Source organism: Ruegeria sp. C12 (assembly GCF_056537745.1).
This window is the reverse complement of sequence record NZ_JBQFSA010000011.1, coordinates 1-17,514: the sequence shown is the minus strand read 5'-3', so window position 1 is coordinate 17,514 and position 17,514 is coordinate 1. Positions and strand designations below refer to the sequence as shown.

The window sequence follows — 17,514 nt, the reverse complement described above, 5'->3', positions numbered from 1 at the left end:
AATATCATTTGGGGCAAATCGCTGCCTGTTGCTCGTTGGAGATCTTCAATTTTGGGTCGACACTGAAGTTGGAAAATTTTGAGTCAATCCACTGGTCGCACCCGCCTGAACAAGGGGCTCCGTTTCGGGCATCATTCCAATATTCCTTGGCCCTTTCTTCTGTCCAACCGCAAAACTGAACGAGCGCCATCGCCGACAATGCACCTGAGGAATGAACGCCCCACATGCAGTGCACCAGAACAGGGCCCTTTCCAGGGTTTTTAATCACCTCGTGTATGGACGCCATGACAGCATCGGGTCGAGAGGATCTGGCGCTCTGATAGTCAAAGGATCCGTTTCCGCAGCTGGTGCGACCGTATTCAGTGTTTTTGCCGAAGTCGGCATAAAACCCGGTTGAAAACCCTTCGCCGCACAGAGTTTCGCGTTGACCTTCACTTAGGCCAGTTCGATCCTTGTCGCCGCCCTTGAAACCGGATCGATACAACACTCCGCTTAAGACTGGGCGAAAGAAAGCGACACCATCAATGCCTCCGTCACCACCCTTTGAAAGCATTTGACTGTTGCTTGGACCGCCATTTCGACTGGTCACGTCAGAATTCGCAGCGGTTGCGAGAACACCAATGAATATGAGGGACGCCAAAAACCGCATGCCAAATCCTTTCTATTCTTGAACCTTTAATGCTCAAACTCTTGCGACCTGATAGTCTCTCGGAAAGGCTAGTTCATGACAACCATATCAAGTGGGCAAATAGCTTTCCGCTGTGAAACTTTAGATGGGCCACACGAGATTGATGATAACGACGACTACGAAGTAGGCTAGAACAACTTTCCAGTTCCATTGGTGCTTGTTTTCTTCGTTGATCACGCCAGCCGATTTCAATACCAGGTTAGTGATGATTAAGGCGACAACGATGACCGCCGCGTGTGCCAGGTCGAATTGCAAGTTTGGGCTCCTTCTCTTGGATTTGGGATTGATGGAAATTTGTCAGCAGTCACCTGATGGCAGCATAGCTACATCTGAGTACCTTCCCTCAGACGTCGTGATCTGAGCACATGCACCTGTATCCTTGTTAAACCAGTACGAGGTCAGCCCTTCGCTTCGGATGAGTTCAAATCCGAGACTTTGGATGCCCATTTCAGCTTGGCCCGCTCTTGCCCCTTCAAATGGCGAAAGATCGCTAGAGCTGCCCACAGTTGGTGCACTTGAATCCACCGATCCGCCACTCTCTTCGCATGCTGCAAGTGCAGAAATACATACCGCGCCGATCACCATTAGGACATTGGTTCTCATGTGTTTTTCCTGGCTGTTTTGGGAACGTGTTCAAGGGCTTCTCGTCGATCACCTATTCAATTCCGAAAATTACGTTGTAGCCGACGGAAGAGTTGCTGCGATTGATAACCTCCACAACATGATCACCAGATTGCCAAAGCTGCCCTCGATACTCCTTGTCCGCCGACATTAATCCCAACAGTTCAGAACCATCGGGGTTACGAATAACGTAGTCTAAGGAGCCATTTCGCGGAGCAACGCGGACGTAAAGAAACTGTTCGTTTTTTGCCCCGAGAACATATTGCTGTGACGCTCCGGGCGCGAGTTCACCAACGAGTTCGGCGCCGGTGGAACCAGCATCGAATTTGACACGTTGGCTACCAGTAGACCCGGCGGCGCCTGCCATGGCTCCACCGCCATCATCCATCGCTTCGACAACCGACATCTCGCCGATGCTACCATCCTTGTACGCGATGCAGCGCCAAAGTGTTCCGCCTGCGTCTCGTAGCATGACGAGCGTGCCCGCTTCTGAGAACTCTGAGCTTTCAATCGTACCTGATTGACCGTCTGGTCCTCCAACCTGTCGCAAATGATCGATACACGCGTCGTCTGCTTCAGACATTGCAAAAGAAGCCGTGCCTGCGATTGCGAACATCGGTGCGAGGAATTTGAGTACAGCGAATTTCATCAGATGGTCCCTTGCTGGCTGATCCTTAGAGTTTTGTTCCGTACAAAGCGGAACCTCACTTCGCGTCTCGTAACTTTGACAGAAATTCATCGCATGCCTGCGCGCTGCCGACGATCTCGTCCGTCGTTTCAATTCCTTGCAGTGACGCCATTTCGGAATTTACGCGGTTGAGGATCTGATCCGCTTGCTCGGCGGTGATAAGGTTCTCAGCTTGTGCTCCTTTCAATGTGGTGCAGACACCGGCGGACAAGCCTGTCGCAACGCCGACACCCACCGCGGCCCCGCCACCCAAGGTCATCGCCCCAACCACGCCGAGGACGAGCCCGATCACAATTCCCAAGATTACTTTTCCCATGTTTTCCTCCCTTTTGGTGAGAAAGAGTTCAGCCACCACTACTGGCGCAATCTGCGTGCCCATCTGCAAATCAAAACCAGCGCTAACAGGTTGAGCGCCGGAGCAATCGCCGCGAACCACGGCTTGGCGGAATCCGAAAATAAGTCCGCCACAAGTATCCAAGGTAGTCCCAACGGCAGCAGGAACACTCCGGACAAAGGGTCTCGTTCCTGTCCCAACCAGCCAAATGTGCCCGTCAAGAATGCAACCAACGCCAACAGGTACATGACCGCGAATACGATGATGGTGGTTCTACAAACCAAGTCGAGCCTCAGCAGATCAAGCCAGTGCTGCGCAGCCGTTTTCAGCTACGCAGCAGACAGGTCACAATGCGCCTTCGTCGCCCAGGAACTCGATACCAGCTGTCGCGCCATCACTGTAAGCAATGCAATTCCAAGGAGCACGATCCTCGCCAACGCCGACTGTGACCTGTGTTCCCGCCTCGCTAAACGCGGATGAGAGCACCACGACTTGCGAATTGTTCGTCGTGTTAGCTACATCTCGCAAACACGCCTGCTGAGCCGGCGTGAGCTCGGCGGACGCGCTTGATGTACTCGTATCGTCGCAGGCCGCAAGCAGTGCGAAACATGTCGCGCCTGCAATCATCACCATCTTGTTAGACATTTTCTTCTCCCTCTGGTTCCCTTGAAATTAGTGAAATTGGATGCGCTTGTTTGAAGCTCCCGCGTCTGTGCAGCCAATTGAACATACCTTGATCCTGTGACTACCATTCCCAAAACTTGCCGCGGGGGGCTTGGTCGGCGGGAAGATATTTCGTTGACTATCGGGGCCGACAATAACGTGTGAAGGCCGAATGACGTCACTAGCAAATGCTAGAGCAAACTCTGGACAGAGGGCGAGTACGTTAAGTCTAAGCATCGCGTCCTCCCAGCGCTCAATCATTGTAAAGTGCCTTCCGACCGCCAGCACTCACTCCAGCAGTCGGAAGGGCTCGGCACAGCGAGCAGCAACGACAACAACGGAGGTAAAATAAAGTTGTGTCGAATTCGCATGTTTGAATCTAATTTTTGATAAATCAATATATTTTCCGCGCGTAAAATTATTTACGCTCTCTTGCGATAGGCTTCTGCTTTCAAACAAAAAGGTAAGTGGGAGCATCCTTAGGGGCGAGTGCGTTCTCCTGAGCGGCAAAGCGTTTGAGACCGCACAGAAAGTAAGAAAGGAGTGAAATATGGGATTTGGTGAAGCAGTTAAAACGTGTTTCTCGAAATACTTCCAGTTCTCCGGTCGGGCTTTACGCTCAGAATACTGGTGGTTCTTCTTGTTCGTGGTTCTCGTGAGTGCTGCTTTAGCTGTGCTGGATACGATCATATTCGGGACCAACCCAGAAACTGGGCAGGGATCTCGCGTCATGTCCTCTGTTTTCCAACTGGCTGTTCTCATGCCGATGCTGGCCGCCGGTTGGCGGAGGCTGCATGATACAGGACGACCTGGCTGGTATTTGCTGCTGCCGATGGCGCTAAGCATTACAACGCTTTTTGTTATGCTGGGTGGGGTGGCGTTCTTCTCGGTGTTGGAGCAAGGGACCGAGAACCCTGACGCATTGCGAGGACCTGCGGCAGTCCTGGGCGTGACCGGTATTGTTGTTGTCTCAATTCTTCAATTGGTTCTGTCCATTCTGATGATCTGGTGGTTGACGCGCCCTTCGGAAGAAGGCGCAAACGAATACGGCGAGCCTGTTTCCTGACCTGGTTGTCCAGGCAACAAGCCGGAATTCCTGCTGAATGAAAGTCCGAACCGCAACACCATGGAGATAGAAATGAGTTTCAAAACGATTTCCATTGGAGCGTTGATGATGGCAATGGCGACCACTGCATCGGCGGAGTGGTCGTTCAGTTCCGGGCCTAATCCCAATGCATTTATTCAGACTGAAAGCATGACACTGGAGCTTCAGTGCAACCGTATCCGCTTTGCTCCGGCTGGATACGAGGACAGCCAGGACATTGTGGATAAGCAGGGGCTTTCCATTCGATTTTTGAAGAACGGCACCACCGAAGTTGGCGCATTTCAGGTTGGCGCAGAAAACGCTGCCGTGCAGATCGTCGACAACTATCCCGTCGAGGTCAGTTTCAATAGTCAGCCGGACTATGGTTTTGTTCTGGACCAGCTTGCGGCCAATGCATCGGTTAATCTGTCGATGATTGATCAAGATGTCAGCTACGGAATTTTTGACTTGAAAGGTTCCAGCGCAGCAATTCGGTCCCTTCGTTCTGCGTGCGATTCAGAAGTTAGCCAAGAGACCTCCTACGAAGCGCCCGAAGGCATCGTCTATTGTGGTGGCGGAGCGGTGAAACGCGTGATCGAACCCGTAATTTTGGACAATCCAGAGGGGGAGTGGGACGCGCGAGTAGCGGTTAACGGCGATTCGATCAGAGCCATGACGGCCTACAGTTACTTCGGAAACTCTGAGCCGCCGGCGGGATTTGTTGTCGCCCTGCTTGGGGAAGACAGGTCCGAATTTCTGATTTTTAACGAAGGCGCGGCAAACTGGCTGGAATACGGGGACTACAGGTATGAACAATGCAACTGAAGCCACCTTCCAACCGGCTTCCCAATTGGCAAGCTACTTGAAACGTTTGGTATCTGCGATCCTGCTTGGTTCGGGCCTGGTTTGGACCTCACCAGTTGTCGCGGCTGACGTTTCGCAAATTCCAACCGGTTTGCGAGCAAAGGTTGATCTGGCGGCGCAGGCATGCGCGGAGTTCAACAACGGTCAGTTTGACTTAGATTGGGGCGCGGTTGAAAGGGTCGATCTCGACGGAGATCTACAACGCGACTGGGTTTTGAATGAGTCTGGTTTTGCGTGTTCGAGCGCCGCATCTCTTTACTGCGGAACTGGCGGATGCATGTCGCACTTCTTGATTGAAGAGGAGGTTCAATCCTTGCTCAACCAGGGCTGGACGGTTGTTGATTTTGGGCGTCAACGCGTTGTTGTTGCGGATATTCATGGATCCAATTGCGACGGAATAAACCCAACGCCTTGCGTCACCGCCAGTGTTTGGGATGCGGACGCTAAGACGTGGCGCTCGTCTGCTGGCGATTGGGAATAAGTTGCATTTGAGAATTGCAGATAAGCCATAGGAGCTGGTTTGTTCGATGGGTTCTCTGTGGCACGCAAACTTATGGGCAAATCGTGCAAAGTTATGCGCAAATACCGCGCAGAGTTATGGGCAATCTTCCAAGATTTTCTTCAATGAAATCAATGTTGGGAGTGCAGCGTTATGAGCGCACCTACAGCGTTGTAGGGAACCTCAAAAACCGACAGCGTGAGCGATGCTGAAAAGCTCTCCGGTTTTCTGGCCGCTAAACATCCAGCTGGCTACGGATCCAGCTGAGAAGGGGGGATCGCGCGTCTCGCTCATGCCAAATCGCACGGATTCCCAATTCCGGCAGGGGAAAAGGGCAATCACGCGTGATTAGATTTCCGTTGATGGTGGCGGCTTGGGCGAGCGTCTCCGGTACAAAAGCGATTAGATTTGTTCCTTCCAGGAAGGCCGGTTGCAGATGCAGACTATCTGTCACCAGCCCAATCTGGCGTGGGGGCAAACCCTGATCCTTGCCAAAAAGGTGAACTGGGTCATCTTGTTTGGCCATGAGGCTCAGCCGGACATGTGGATATAGAAAGACCGTCTCGGCATTCCAGCTTTTCAACGCTGGGTGGGTTCGGTCCAATAGGCACACAAGGCGCTCGCGCAGTAGCAGCTTTTGAAGAAACTTCGGATTTGCCTGAAGTCCTGCGCCAATGATCAAGTCGGCATCCCCAGAATCGAGCATCTGGTAGCTGTGATCTGAATAGCTGTGAACTTCGAACACGATCCCTGGTGCTTGCTCTCGAATACGCCGAACAGCGTTTGCAAGGAAACTGGTGGCAATAAAATCATGGGCATGAATTCGAATAGTTGCGCTTGCGTTTTCAGGTGAGAATGTAACCGGTGCGGTCAGTACGCTGATCTCAGAAAGGATCGTGTTCAACCGCGCAGCAAGGCCCAGAGTGCGCGCTGTTGGCACCATTTCGCGCCCTTGCTTGACGAACAGAGGGTCGTCAAACAGGCGGCGCAATCTTGCCAGAGTATGACTCATGGCAGGTTGTGTTACGTTCATTCGCTGCGCAGCCCGCCCGACATGCCGCTCCGAGATGAGGGCTTGCAGAGATTTCAGTAGATTGAGGTCAATTCCATCAATTTCATTCATGTTAAGAAGAAGTAGTGATAATTTCCAATCATGTCCATTGAGTGCCATTTCCCTCTCGACCACCAGAGGAACGGATAGATGAATATTCTGATCACAGGGGCCAGCAGCGGCTTCGGAAAAGAAATGGCCATCAGACTTGCGGGCGAAGGCCAGACTGTGTTTGTCGGATTGCTGTCCGTCTTCTTCCTCTTCGCAAGCTCGATCAAGATCTTCGGCTGGCAGAAGTTCATATTTGAAACCCAATTGGCGATGTTCATCAAGTACGGGTTGAACCGGCAGATCATGGCCCTGGTTGGCGTGGTTGAATTGTTTGGTGCAATCGCGATCTGGTTTCAGGGATCATGGGTCGGGACTTTGGGCGCGTTGGCAATTCTTGGCACGTCCATCGGCGCCATTGGGTGTCATCTGATCTGGGACACCTGGAAAGAAGGCGTTCCTGCCATGGTCACAGGCACCTTGTCCGCTATCGTAGCCTGGTCTGGCCGTGACGCGTTGTTGAGCATTTTAGGTATTGGCTAAAACCAAACTGTGAAACGGGAGTACATATCGTGACTGACAGTATCCGCGTGGCAAATGCCAAGGGCCTTTATCTGGAAGGCATTCGTGATGGCAAGATGGTCGATGCGCTCGATAAATATACCGGGGATCGCTACACGCAACACTCAACGGGTGTACGTGATGGTAAACAAGGTTTCATCGAGTTCTTCACACCTTTTCTTGAGCGGAATCCGGTGCGCGACATTCAGGTTCTGCGCACCATCGAGGATGGGAATTTCGTCTTCGTTCATGTGTATCAAAGCCTCAACAACGGTGAAGCCCAGTGGGTAACGGCCGATATCTTTGATACCGACGACGACGGTAAAATCGTCGAGCATTGGGATGTGATTGCCGCGTATAAATGGCCAACCGTCTCGGGCCGCAGCATGGTGGATGGCCCAACCGAAATCGAAGATCTCGATCTCACCGAAGCCAACAAGACCGTGGTGCAAGGGTTCATCGACAATGTCCTGATGGCCGGACGCACCGATCTTGTGAATGACTACATATCGACCGACCAATACGATCAGCACAATCCAGACATAGCCGACGGATTGGAAGCTTTCTCCAAGTATCTTGGAGAGGTGACGAATGGTGGAAAAACCGCGCAATACATCAAAGTTCACCGACTACTCGGCCAAGGAAATTTTGTGGTTGCCTTTAGCCATGTAAATCAAGACGAGGACGATTGGGCCGTCTTTGACTTGTTCCGGCTCAAAGGTGGAAAGATCGTCGAACATTGGGATGTTCAGGAACAGATTGGCCCGAAAGAGACTTGGAACAACTCTGGCAAATTCTAGAGGAGTAGAGCGTCATATTTTCTTTGGCCGAGGCCGAAGATTATTGCCTCTTCAGGGCTAGGGCGCGTTGATTTCGGTTCAACATTCCAGAAATTGAATGGTTGTATTTGAATAACCCCGCGCGATACTCTGAACGCAGCTTATACTTTCGAAACTGGAGTGGAGTATCGAATGAAGAAGTTGGCGCTGACAGCAATAGCATTGATCTCCACTGGCGCGGTGTGGGCCGCCGGTATGGAACGGTGGGGTGAATCCGGCGACTGGACAATCCTGATTGATCCCGAAAAGGGCAACGGCTGTCTTGCGTGGAAACCGTTTGAAAATGACATGACCGTTGAAATTGGCGCGGCACCCAATCAGGCCGGTGGCTTTTTTGCCGCCTTTAATCCGGCCTGGGTTCAAATCGAGGATGGTGCGACAGGGGTCGTACAGTTCGACTTTGGTGATGCGAAATTCGAAGGTGAAGCGGTTGGTGTCTTCAAGAATGGCGTGCCCGGTGGCTACGCCTTTTTTGACAACCCGGCATTTGTAACCGAGTTTGGAAAACGCCAAAGTGTTACGATCATTGGTGAAAGTGGGGCCGAGGTGGAGCTTGATCTCAGCGGATCTGCCAAAGCCATTGAGGCCGTTCTGGCGTGTCAGGCCGAACAGCCGGAGCCGCTGAAGAACTAGGACGCGCCCGATTATTCCAATTGATTGATGTCTGGCACACATGGCTGCCTTTCGGCAGGCATTTCATCAGCACCGCCCGGAGCCTTGTTTCTGGACCCGCCCACATCCAGCTTGAATTTTGGCGACGAAAGCGGGCCAGTCACATCAAAGGGCCAGGCGCTTCGGGAAAGGGGTTTACCCACGCGCCGCGGCTCCGCTCGTATTGCTATCGTATCGTTCAGCCAGTCCACTTGCCCCCTTGCAACCAATTGAACTGATCCCGTTTCAATGACGATGGAGTTTGAGCTGACCCGCCCGGCCTGGATATCAACCGGGGCGACCACGCACGTGATGTCGGTGTAGCCTTGTCTGAATTCTTCTGAAAACAGCCACGGGAAAATACCCAGCCCGGCCAGTTCCAGTAGACTGGTACTAATGTAACCTTGCGACATCGACAAAGACGCATTGCCGCGCATCGAGTTGACGAAGGCCTTGCCCGAGGCGGTACTGCCAGAAACGTTGAACTCACCGCTCAATCGCCCATAGGCATCAATACCTATGCCCAATTCATCAAGGATCTCACCGAATTCCCATCCCGAGGTCGATCCTGACAAGGAAAGCCAATCAGGTGAGTCAATCAGATCCATGACTGCACGCAGGCTGAAGTTTCCGCCACCATAAGCCATCTGGAGCGGGCCGAAATCCACGGTTCCTTCTTTGGCAGACAATTGGCTTGAAACAGATGTAACGCCTTGCTGGCCTACAATCTCTTTGAATTCGATCAGCACCTCGACGTCAGCTTCTCGCAGCACGCGCTGCACATCCAGAAGATCGGCAGGTTTCCCTTTTTCTTTTGGCAACACCAAGGGCTGGACATTTGTCTCCTTCGGTAGAACCAAGGGTTGAACCTCGGTTTCAGGTTTTTGCGAGGCCTCGCCTACCAGGCCCTTCAGTTGGTCCAGTACGGCGGTGAGGGTCTTCAGGTCGTTGAGATCGAGCCTCTCGCTCGTAATGTTGCCCCGAACGACGGATGCACCTTCGGGAAACCGCGCATCCAAAGCGGCAAGAAGATGCGAAGACCCGGCTTCGAACTCGATTGCGGCATCAAAGTCTTCGCCCTGCCTGGAGGTTTCAGCATCGATCGCCAGAGCGCCGATTTCGACAGGTTGCAAGTTGAGCGCGGTCAGAAACTGCGCACCGTCGTCGACATCCAGTTCCACGTCAAAATCAAGACCAGCGAGCCCTTTGAGCTCGTTAACTGATAGCGCAAGATCCAGCGCCCAGAGATCGGTGTCGTAAGTGGTCGCGTTAAACCTGTTGAGTGAAACCGGCCCGCCCGCATTGGATATGTTGAAATCGGCTTTGATGCCGCCGAATTGGTAAACATAGTCTTCTTCGAGGTTGGGCAAAATCAACTTGGCAGGCCCGTTCAACACACCATCGAATGTTACGTCCTGAAGCTGAAGCAGGTCGAGGATTTCACCTTCGGCTTTGAGGACCGGTTCCTCAATTGGCCCGGCTTGCAAGGCAATTCCCAGCATGGCGAGCCGGCCGTCCGGCATGCGGCGAATGCTTTCGATTGAAGCTGGGCCGATTACGTCCAGCCCTTGGTCAAACGCATTGGTCTGGAACAGCAACTTCTCGAATTCGAAGGAAGCCAGCGATCCGACCATATGCATTTCAAAGCCTGTGAATTTCAGCTCCTGAATACTCTTTGCTGCTGGCGGCGGCTGCCCTTCCGGATGAAGCCGTGCGTTGAAAAGCAGATCGACGCCCTGAGCGGTGTAGAGGTCTTCAATGGAACCCTCAGCTTCAAGTTTCTGCCCATCCTCAAGGCTTACGGTGCTTGTAAACGCTTCGATCTTCAGGGCGTCCTGAGACACGAGTTCAGCTTGCAACTGGCCATTGCCTTCCAAAACCCGTTCCAATCCAATGACATCCAGAAAATCACCGAATTCTCCGGTGTCCATCTCTAAGACTGCGCGATAGCCGCCACCTTCGTCTTCCGCCAATGGCTCGCCGTCGTAGCTTACGGTCATTTCGCCAAAGCTGGCGCGCGTCGTAAATGGCGCGTCATGGGGGTAGTCGCCTTCGATTTCGAAACCCTGACCGTTGACGGAGCCGGAACCAGAGACCTTTGACCGTTGTCCACTATCTACTTGTTCGAGCGCGAGGGACTGAAGGTCAAACACAAACGAGAAGCCCGAGACCTTGTCATCGATGTTTAACCCTATTGATGTGAAACGGACGTTCTTGTCGCTCAGGAAGTTCAGGATTCCACTGCCTTCTGTGTCACTCTCACTGGCACTATCAGCGCTGGCGACGTCTTTTTGATCCTCCGCTGATACAGGTTCCTCGGACGCGGGCTTGGGTGTTGGATTGCCTTTTCGCCAGCTTGTTGTGCCGTCTGCGGCTGTAAGAATATTCGCCTGCAGGCCTTCCACGACCAGATTGTCAAAATGCAGACGCCCATTGGTCAAAGCGGCAATGTCCAGCTCCAATTCCAGCAGGTTCAATTCAACAAAGGGTGAGTCCGGCATTGTCAGGCTCGGGATGACCACACCACCGACGTAAATGTGACTAATGCGGCCAAGCGCGACGCTTACATCATCGTTTACCAAAAGGGATCGACCAATTTGTTCCGAAAGAACTCTTTCTACAAGGTCACGCCGCATGTCCGAAAACATCGGAGCAGCAAGCAATAACCAAACAAATGCGACTGCTGCGAATGCAAGTAATGCCACAAGCCCAATTATTCTAAATAGCCAAACCCTCATGCACTCCCCTATCGCCGCTTTTGTCGTTCAGTCTCTCATGCGGATATTCCGCCCACCAAACTGAACGCCCGTTCTGAACCTTATTCAGGTCAATTGGCTCGTGTCACTCATCGTCTCTGGTAGCCCCGCCAGTCGCTTTTGTTCTTCCCATCAACACACTTGCCCTATTGGTTGCAGCCTCTTCGGAAGTCTTGGTTGGTCCAAAAGTCTGAACGTCATCGACCGCCAAAGTAAACGCAGCCTTCATGAGGACGGGACCATCAACAACCAGCATTTCCTTCTGCGTCGGCTCAATCCTGATTTGACCGGTTACAACGATGGGCTCGTAGACCGTCGATGGCGTCCATGAATCACTCAGGCGCAAACGCACCATCTGGTTCGGGGGCGGAGGTGGAACATGGCTGCACATTCCACGTTCCGGCACGATATACGCCATTTGGGAGCCATCTTCGTCGCGGGGTGCCGGGATCACAAATCCACCCAATGAAACGGTTGCACCATCGATGTCGATGTTGGCAGCCGTGCCCGCCGTCTCACGTCGTTCCATCACAATCCAACGTTGGGAAATCAGCCAGTCCGCATCAACGCCTTCCTCAGCAAGGATTGCTTCGGTCGCCTCGAGATCCATTTGAAGCTGGTCCAGCTGTTCCGGCGTCGACCCACCTTTTTCTTGCTGCGCGCGCAACCGGACCAATTTGCGAAGCGCGCCAAGCTGTTTGCCCGTCAATTCGACGAACGGATCTTCATAGTTCTGAGCAGTTTCATCGATCAAGTCTGACCACTCGATACGTGCGACTTCCGAATGAGTCGGCAATGCCAGAAAGAATGCAGCAATCACAGCATAAGACAGTCTCATTGTAATATGCTCCTCTTTAGTCCGGTGAACGATTTACAGTTCGCAACTGCACCGCGTGTGGTCATTCCTGTGGCAAGTGCAAAAAGTACAAGAAGGGGCTCTATCGTCGTAGCACCTCGGATCCGGTTTTTGAACTTGGGCCGGGGTTCACAGTATGATCGCCCCGGCCAGCTTCAGGACAAACGAGGTAGTTCTTGCCCTGAAACATTGAACTTTCGCCTAGTTTAGAAGATCACCGACGATGCCGACCGCATCGACAACGGTAGACAGATCATTCGTAACTTCGAGGACTTCGTCATCGACCAGAATGTAGCGGTTTCCTTTGCCCGGCTCCCCCAGCTTCCATTTGGAAAGGTCCCCAATATCCTCGAACTCCAGATCAGATGGGAGCTTGGCACCGCGCGTGTAGCGCTTGATCTGACCGGGCGGCACAGCCTTTGGGCCTTTGCCGGGTTTGTCTTCGATCTGAATGCTGACATCACCTTTCTTGCCCCCCTTGTTCGGCTTTTTACCCTTGTTGTCTTTGGCAAAGGCATCGCTGCCTCCAAGGATGAAAAACACAACTGCCAAGGCTGCGAGAATTCCGTATGCGATCTTCATAGCTTGTTCCTTTGCTTCCCAACTTCATTCCACCGGCGTTGAAAATTCCGGCACGCGCTTCAGGGCTTCGATCATGTCCGCGCTCGTCATCAGTTCGATGAACGTGTAGTCTTTCAGAACCCCCTGGCCCAGACGCGAAATATATATGGCCTGCACCATGCCCGGATCGTCCGGGAAACGGACGGTGATGTAGTTCTTGCCATCCGCCAGTCCCCAGAAATAGCTGATCATCTCACCGCCCATTGCGGCGAGCGCAGCGCCCATGTCCTTTTCCCGGTCGGTTGGGTTGTCGATCATGATTTGCCAGGCATCGGGGTTTGGTTCCCCGATCCCCAGGTAGTATCGGCTGTGAGACTCCTCCGTCGCTGCTCCGGAAACTCCAATCCCAACTGCGCAAAGAGATACTGCGATTGCCTTGTTCATTGATCGCTCCCCTGTTCAGGATCGACGGCGCAAGGCGCAGGGGCCAATTTTCCGCATACTCTGCTCATTCGAGTGTATTCTTGTAGAAGACGCCGTCTTTCATGATCACCCGAATGGTCTCGAACCCTCGATCACGCGCAGGTGCATCAAACCACTTCGGATTTGCGCCAAGAACCGACAGGTCCTCCAGCGGGTTTCCGTCGACGATCAGAATGTCGGCATAGGCCCCTTCTTCGATCACACCCAGCTTATTGGGATAGGGGTTCCGCCGCCCTGTCAGTTGGGCGAGTTCGCCACCAGTTGATGTGGCCGCGACCAGGAAAGCGTGGTTCCCCAGCAATTCAGCGAAATAGTACTTTTCAAAGTCGCGGTGCGCGCGGCCAAATCCGATGGTGGACAGCACGGTGTCGACGTTATGCACGATCTTGGGTTTGTACTTCTTGATGTACTCAATGACGTTTTCTGACCCGACCAGATATTCTTCCAGTTTCGGTTTCACCGTCGGCATCGAGAAATTCGGATGGTCGAGCAGCGCCGGGTCCATTCCAGCCACATTCAGGGCCCAGAAGATACCTTCATCCGCTATGCGTTTGACGGTCTCCTCGCTCACCATCTGAGCGTGCTCCAGCGATTTGACGCCCGCGTCCAGAGCCATTGTGACCGTTTCGTCAGTATAGGCGTGGACAGTCACGTAGGTATCAAAGAAGGACGCAGCCTCAACCGCTGTTGAAATCTCATCAACGTTGTAGGCAACGGACCAGAGCGGGTCGAGCTCGGATGACACACCGCCCCCAGCCATCAGTTTCAGGAAACTCGCCCCGTGCGCGAAGTTAAGCCGCGATGCCTTCCGGATTTCTTCGGCGCCATCAGCAATATAGGACAGGTTGAACGTATTGGCGACGTCGTCCGATCCCATGTTGAAGGTTCGCTGCTCGGGGTTACGCCAGTCACCATGCCCGGACGTCGGGCCGATGGCGGCACCTGACGCATAGATGCGTGGCCCGTCTACAATCCCCTTGTCGATCAGTTCGCGCAGACCTGATCCCATTCCGCCGGTATCCCGAACCGTGGTGTAACCATCGTAGAGATAGTCGCGGGCATTTTCAGCCGCGGTGGCCCCGATCTGATCCCATTTGGCGGCCTGAAGACCCGAGAAGGATTGCACGAGCCCTGTCGCGTAGAGATGCACGTGACTGTCAATCAACCCCGGCATCAACGTGCGCCCACCCCCGTCAACAAGCGTCGCATCAGGCGCATCAATACCGTCGGTCGAGACTGTCTTTATGAGATTGCCTTCAACCAGAACATTCGCGTTTTCGATCCGCTCTTCACTAATTCCGTCAAAGATATGCACGTTGGTGAACAAGGTTTGTGCAGGCGCGTCCTGCGCCAACGCGCTGCTTGCTGCCAAGGAAACAAGTCCAGCGATTGCTGTCAGTGGGGCCAGTGTTTTCACGTCTCAGTACTCCCATTTGTCAAAAAAAGGGGGCGCGGGATGTCGAGGTAAATTCACCCCGCGCGACACTCAATCGAGTGTATTCTTGTAGATCACGCCATCTTTCATGATCAGATCGATGTTATTGGTGTAGTCGACCAAGATCTCAGCGTCCTCGACCGGGTTTCCTTCAACAAGCAGCAGATCGGCATATGCGCCCTGTTCGATCACGCCCAGCGGGCCTGCTTGGTAGGGGTTGAGTTTTCCTGAAAGTGCCAGAAGTGCGGCCGATTTTGACGTGGCCTGTTGCAGGATTTCGTACGAAGTCCACGCCTCCAGCCGGTATTTGAACTCGTCATTCTGCTTGGTCAGAGCCACCGGGTCGCCGATGATATCGGTTGAGAATGCAACGTTTTCGATCTCGTACTCTTTCAACAGTTTCATCTGGTTGCGCGCACCGGCCTGAACATCAAGGAATTTGGGCGCCGCTGCCGGGCCAAGCGCCTTCTTGACAACTTCCTCATCAAGCCCAAGCAGAGAATAAAACGGGACAATCCAGGCGCCAGAATCCTTGATGGCCTGGGCTGATACTTCAGTCATCAGTTGCCCATGTTCTATGCTGATGACGCCTGCTTCCAGTGACCGCAGGATCGAGTCGTCGTTATAAGCGTGGACCATGACATAAGTCCCCCAATCGGCCGCTGCGCGAACCGATGCCTCTAACTCTTCCGGCAATCCTTGAACGGTGTGCAACGGATCAACCGAAGATGACACACCACCACCTGCCATCACCTTGATCTGGACCGCGCCCATGCGCAGCGCTTCGCGCGTTGCACGTAAGACTTCGGGCACGCCATCGGCCAGGAACTCGACATGCTGGTTGAAGAAAGACGGCTGCGCCCCCATGAAGTTCGGGTGGGGTTCGGTATAGACTCGATGCTCGCCATGCCCGGAAGTCTGCGAAATGACCGGCCCCGATGCGTAAATCCTTGGGCCCACGGCCTTGCCGCGGTCTATCGCTTTTTGCAGACCAATTGCCGGGCCACCCGCATCCCGAACGGTTGTGAAACCACGTAGCAGCATCTTCTCGGCCTCAATTGTGGAAACTGCGCCCCAGTACATCCAGTCAAAATTGTCCCTCAGGTCCGCGACGGGCTCGGTGATTGCCATATGTACGTGCGCATCGATCAAGCCCGGCATCAGCGTTCGCCCACCACCGTCAATGATCTGGGCATTGGCGACGGCCAACGGTTCCGCTGATACCTCGGCAATCAGATTGTCCACGACCAGAACGTTTGCGTTCTCAATGCGCTGTTCATCGACACCGTTAAACACGTGCACGTTGGTAAAGAGGATCGGGAAGTTTTCTTCCTGCGCACAAGCCTGGCTCGCGATCGCCAGACTTGCAAAGACCGCTGTAGCAGACAGTATTTCCTTTAATCCAAGCGTCATGGCGGCTCTCCAATCGCGAATCACAAATGTTGATTTATGAATGTGATTTTAGACTGACCGCTGAAAATTGCCTGACAATATGACCGGTCCGGCCAAATTGACTTGGCATTCTGCAAGCTTTCGGCGCCTTTTCTGTGTGTTTGCTGTCTTTCTGTCATAAACTTCGTGATATTTGAGGGCGACATGGACGCATTTGAGCAAAAAACAAAGAAGGCGTTGCCGCTGGTCCGGGCATCGGTTGCTGCACCCGTTGTAGCTGCTTTGCGTGGCGCCGGTGTTGAACCGGCTTTTGTTTTGGACCCGCTGGGCGTGAGCGAATCCCAAGTGATGGGTCGCCAGAATTTCCTGCCACACGAGACGATCTATAAAATCCATCAAGCCGCTGCTGACGCAACATCACCGGATTTCTGCGCGCAAGTTGGTCAATCAATCGACCTTGTTCGGTTTCTGCCTCTTGGTGACATGTTGGCCAAGGCGTTGACGCTGGGCGACTTTTTTACGCGCTACACTCAAGCCGTCTCGAAAGAATCCAATGCGGTCACGCAATCGCTGCTTGTGGAAGGCGAGCACGCCTATTTCAGTGCCAAGCGGAATTTCAAGCTTTCGGTTTCGCCCGGGCAGACCGACGCATTTCTGGCAAGCATCTGGATATCATTGCTGCATCGGGTTCTGGATTTCAGATGGGACCCGAGCCAGATCATTTTACGGGTCAGCGAACCTGACGTGCTACCCAGGCATTTTCATGGTGTTCATGCCATCATGTGCAGCCCTCAGGGTTTTTCGATCCGGTTTCCCTCGACCTGGCTGAGCCATCAGTTGACCCCGGAAATATTGGAGAATCCGTCAGACCTGACACGCGCTACCCTCGACCAGCATGCGCCTCAGGATTTCTTGGCCGGGCTTCAGGGCCTGATCCGGATTCACCTGGCCGAGCCGGGATTTGGCGTCGATCAACTGGCGCGGCTGTGCGGTTTCCACCGGGAGACATTGAACAACCGGCTGGCCCCTTACGGGCAATCAGCCTCTCAGGTCATGTCTGGCGTCAAACTGGAAGAAGCAAAGAGGCTGCTGGGTCCGGCAGGGAAGTCCGTTGGTGAAACCGCACTGCGGCTTGGCTACGCAGACTCCACTGCGTTTTCGAGGGCGTTTCGAAATTGGTCCGGAATGTCACCGTCGGCTTATAGGAATTTGGTGAAAGGGCAGGGCTGACGATCACTGTTGTCGAATCGCTTTGTATCCGATTGCATGCTATTGGATGCAACAAAAGCGACGTGAACATGATGACCCTTCATGACACCCCGTTACAACCTGGCCCACAAGGCAACTCTGCGTATCAGCGCCTGCTGGACGAGATTCGCGAGGGCACTCTTCTGCCCGGCGACCGGCTGCGTGAGATTGAGCTCTCGGAACGGTTGGGCG

20 protein-coding genes are annotated in these 17,514 nt (G+C 53.4%); 7 read left to right on the top strand and 13 right to left on the bottom strand.

Going from position 1 to position 17,514, the window contains the following annotated elements:
* Positions 1-4 precede the first annotated feature (4 nt).
* The 6 genes from ACR0C9_RS19460 to ACR0C9_RS19435 form a co-directional block, all read right to left on the bottom strand.
* The gene (locus tag ACR0C9_RS19460) at positions 5-649 is read right to left on the bottom strand and encodes a protein-tyrosine phosphatase family protein (protein ID WP_170418739.1); all 645 of its coding nucleotides are present in this window, start codon (positions 647-649) and stop codon (positions 5-7) included.
* Positions 650-769: 120 nt separating this feature from the next.
* Complete coding sequence (locus ACR0C9_RS19455) at positions 770-943, bottom strand: hypothetical protein (RefSeq protein ID WP_170470490.1); 174 nt, start codon at positions 941-943, stop codon at positions 770-772.
* 42 nt (positions 944-985) lie between these two features.
* Positions 986-1,291: a hypothetical protein gene (locus ACR0C9_RS19450; RefSeq protein WP_170470487.1), complete on the bottom strand. Its 306-nt coding sequence runs from the start codon at positions 1,289-1,291 to the stop codon at positions 986-988.
* 52 nt (positions 1,292-1,343) lie between these two features.
* Positions 1,344-1,958, bottom strand: coding sequence for a hypothetical protein (locus ACR0C9_RS19445; protein ID WP_170408626.1), 615 nt, complete (start codon positions 1,956-1,958; stop codon positions 1,344-1,346).
* 55 nt (positions 1,959-2,013) lie between these two features.
* Positions 2,014-2,475 carry a hypothetical protein gene (locus tag ACR0C9_RS19440; protein ID WP_170520111.1) on the bottom strand — a complete coding sequence of 154 codons (462 nt, stop codon included), beginning with the start codon at positions 2,473-2,475 and terminating at the stop codon, positions 2,014-2,016.
* Between the two features lie 201 nt (positions 2,476-2,676).
* Positions 2,677-2,976 carry a hypothetical protein gene (locus ACR0C9_RS19435; RefSeq protein ID WP_170337109.1) on the bottom strand — a complete coding sequence of 100 codons (300 nt, stop codon included), beginning with the start codon at positions 2,974-2,976 and terminating at the stop codon, positions 2,677-2,679.
* 568 nt (positions 2,977-3,544) lie between these two features.
* Between ACR0C9_RS19435 and ACR0C9_RS19430 the strand changes: the two genes are divergently transcribed.
* The 3 genes from ACR0C9_RS19430 (at position 3,545) to ACR0C9_RS19420 (ending at position 5,423) form a co-directional block, all read left to right on the top strand.
* Positions 3,545-4,060 carry a DUF805 domain-containing protein gene (locus ACR0C9_RS19430; protein ID WP_480781832.1) on the top strand — a complete coding sequence of 172 codons (516 nt, stop codon included), beginning with the start codon at positions 3,545-3,547 and terminating at the stop codon, positions 4,058-4,060.
* 72 nt (positions 4,061-4,132) lie between these two features.
* The gene (locus tag ACR0C9_RS19425) at positions 4,133-4,903 is read left to right on the top strand and encodes a hypothetical protein (protein WP_480781831.1); all 771 of its coding nucleotides are present in this window, start codon (positions 4,133-4,135) and stop codon (positions 4,901-4,903) included.
* The gene (locus tag ACR0C9_RS19420; RefSeq protein ID WP_480781830.1) at positions 4,887-5,423 is read left to right on the top strand and encodes a hypothetical protein; all 537 of its coding nucleotides are present in this window, start codon (positions 4,887-4,889) and stop codon (positions 5,421-5,423) included. The genes ACR0C9_RS19425 and ACR0C9_RS19420 overlap by 17 nt, the downstream gene beginning before the upstream one ends.
* A 253-nt stretch (positions 5,424-5,676) precedes the next feature.
* Here the strand turns inward: ACR0C9_RS19420 and ACR0C9_RS19415 are convergent, their stop codons facing one another.
* The gene (locus ACR0C9_RS19415; RefSeq protein ID WP_480781829.1) at positions 5,677-6,564 is read right to left on the bottom strand and encodes a LysR family transcriptional regulator; all 888 of its coding nucleotides are present in this window, start codon (positions 6,562-6,564) and stop codon (positions 5,677-5,679) included.
* Positions 6,565-6,642: 78 nt separating this feature from the next.
* On the opposite strand from ACR0C9_RS19415, the gene ACR0C9_RS19410 reads away from it, so the two are divergent.
* The 3 genes from ACR0C9_RS19410 (at position 6,643) to ACR0C9_RS19400 (ending at position 8,573) form a co-directional block, all read left to right on the top strand.
* Positions 6,643-7,083 (top strand): DoxX family protein, encoded by a 441-nt coding sequence (locus ACR0C9_RS19410; RefSeq protein ID WP_480627206.1) that lies wholly within the window; start codon positions 6,643-6,645, stop codon positions 7,081-7,083.
* Between the two features lie 29 nt (positions 7,084-7,112).
* Positions 7,113-7,901, top strand: a complete 789-nt coding sequence (locus ACR0C9_RS19405; protein WP_480708685.1) for a nuclear transport factor 2 family protein — start codon at positions 7,113-7,115, stop codon at positions 7,899-7,901.
* A 171-nt stretch (positions 7,902-8,072) separates the two neighbouring features.
* On the top strand, positions 8,073-8,573 hold the full coding sequence (locus tag ACR0C9_RS19400) for a hypothetical protein (RefSeq protein ID WP_170624730.1): 501 nt from the start codon (positions 8,073-8,075) through the stop codon (positions 8,571-8,573).
* An 11-nt stretch (positions 8,574-8,584) separates the two neighbouring features.
* Here ACR0C9_RS19400 and ACR0C9_RS19395 read toward each other — a convergent pair whose 3' ends face one another.
* From ACR0C9_RS19395 to ACR0C9_RS19370, 6 genes are all read right to left on the bottom strand, one after another.
* Entirely contained in the window at positions 8,585-11,329 is a 2,745-nt protein-coding gene (locus ACR0C9_RS19395) for an AsmA family protein (RefSeq protein WP_480781828.1), read from the bottom strand.
* 103 nt (positions 11,330-11,432) lie between these two features.
* Entirely contained in the window at positions 11,433-12,185 is a 753-nt protein-coding gene (locus tag ACR0C9_RS19390) for a DUF3299 domain-containing protein (RefSeq protein ID WP_480781827.1), read from the bottom strand.
* Between the two features lie 219 nt (positions 12,186-12,404).
* Positions 12,405-12,785: a hypothetical protein gene (locus tag ACR0C9_RS19385; RefSeq protein ID WP_170455709.1), complete on the bottom strand. Its 381-nt coding sequence runs from the start codon at positions 12,783-12,785 to the stop codon at positions 12,405-12,407.
* A 24-nt stretch (positions 12,786-12,809) separates the two neighbouring features.
* Complete coding sequence (locus tag ACR0C9_RS19380; protein WP_480781826.1) at positions 12,810-13,082, bottom strand: hypothetical protein; 273 nt, start codon at positions 13,080-13,082, stop codon at positions 12,810-12,812.
* Positions 13,083-13,272: 190 nt separating this feature from the next.
* Entirely contained in the window at positions 13,273-14,619 is a 1,347-nt protein-coding gene (locus ACR0C9_RS19375) for an amidohydrolase family protein (RefSeq protein WP_170524394.1), read from the bottom strand.
* Positions 14,620-14,733: 114 nt separating this feature from the next.
* Positions 14,734-16,095 carry a metal-dependent hydrolase family protein gene (locus ACR0C9_RS19370; RefSeq protein ID WP_480781825.1) on the bottom strand — a complete coding sequence of 454 codons (1,362 nt, stop codon included), beginning with the start codon at positions 16,093-16,095 and terminating at the stop codon, positions 14,734-14,736.
* A gap of 102 nt (positions 16,096-16,197) precedes the next feature.
* Between ACR0C9_RS19370 and ACR0C9_RS19365 the strand changes: the two genes are divergently transcribed.
* The gene (locus ACR0C9_RS19365; RefSeq protein WP_480781824.1) at positions 16,198-17,304 is read left to right on the top strand and encodes a helix-turn-helix domain-containing protein; all 1,107 of its coding nucleotides are present in this window, start codon (positions 16,198-16,200) and stop codon (positions 17,302-17,304) included.
* Positions 17,305-17,514: the final 210 nt, after the last annotated feature.